Here is a 1,052-nt window from a genome sequence, read left to right as displayed (position 1 = left end):
GGTTAAGTGTCTAATAGTTCACCTAAACATAAAAAAGAGAGCATTTCTGCTCTCTTTTTACACTAAATCTAAAGGAATTATTAGATAAACGCGTAAGCATCTGCGTACATATGGTCACGCTTTGCTTCTTTATTTTGTGTAAATAGGTCTCTTGCTGCACCTGCCATTTCAAAACGACCAGCAATATAGATATCAAAATCAGCCAGTGATTCGAAGCTTTGTGTAATAGCTTCAAGCACATTACCCGTTTGGCCATGCCAAACTTCCGGCGCCTCTTCTACTACAGGTACGAAATGTACATTGCTATGCTTTTCTGCAATATCAACAAGCTCTTCTTTCGCGTATAGCTGGCACTCGTCTTTTGCACCCCAGTAAAGGTGAATCTCTTTCTTGCTGTTTTGTGCAATGCAGTGATCCAGGATCGAACGTACATAGCTAAAGCCCGTACCACCAGCAATCAATAGTAGAGGGCGCTCGCTCTCTTCTTTAATCCACGCATCACCGTGTGGCGCATCAATCGCGATATCACCATCTTCAGCTTGTGCCTTTTTCATTGCTTCAACCACTTCTAATGCATAAGCATTGTGTTCAGCAGCACCAATGTGTAGTTCTAGTTCACCTTCATGGCGACAAGGGCTGCTCGCAATTGAAAATGGACGCTTATCTTTCTCACCCATTTCAACCATCAGGTACTGACCAGCTTTAAAGGCAACTGGTGTCTCTGGGTGAAGCAGGATTTGGTAAGTGTTACAAGCCAAAGGCTCGATAGACTTAACTTTACATTTAATAGTCATGTTCTTCCTCTCACTAACCCTTAATCGGCAAAGGTTAGAACTAAATTACTTTCTGCAAATGCTTGGCAAGCGAAAATCCAACCCTGTTGCTGCTCTTTCTCTGTAAGCATGGGTTCAAGGTGGTAACTCACTTGCCCTTCTAATTTTTTGCACATGCACATAGCACATGCGCCAACTTGGCAACGGTTAGGGAAATAGATATCGCTGTTGAGCGCAGCATCCAAGACCGTTTGCCCTTTTTCTACGGTGAAACTGATG

The 1,052-nt window shown here is 43.2% G+C and carries 2 protein-coding genes; both read right to left on the bottom strand.

Annotation, left to right across the window (positions count from 1 at the left end; translation table 11 throughout):
* Positions 1–80: 80 nt before the first annotated feature.
* Complete coding sequence (gene fre / locus BCT81_RS25570; RefSeq protein WP_004741188.1) at positions 81–794, bottom strand: NAD(P)H-flavin reductase; 714 nt, start codon at positions 792–794, stop codon at positions 81–83.
* A 20-nt stretch (positions 795–814) separates the two neighbouring features.
* Positions 815–1,051: a 2Fe-2S iron-sulfur cluster-binding protein gene (locus tag BCT81_RS25565; protein WP_102426282.1), complete on the bottom strand. Its 237-nt coding sequence runs from the start codon at positions 1,049–1,051 to the stop codon at positions 815–817.
* Position 1,052 lies beyond the last annotated feature (1 nt).

The organism is Vibrio sp. 10N.261.52.A1 (assembly GCF_002876325.1).
Classification (GTDB): domain Bacteria; phylum Pseudomonadota; class Gammaproteobacteria; order Enterobacterales; family Vibrionaceae; genus Vibrio; species Vibrio chagasii.
This window is presented reverse-complemented; position numbering and strand designations above follow the sequence as displayed.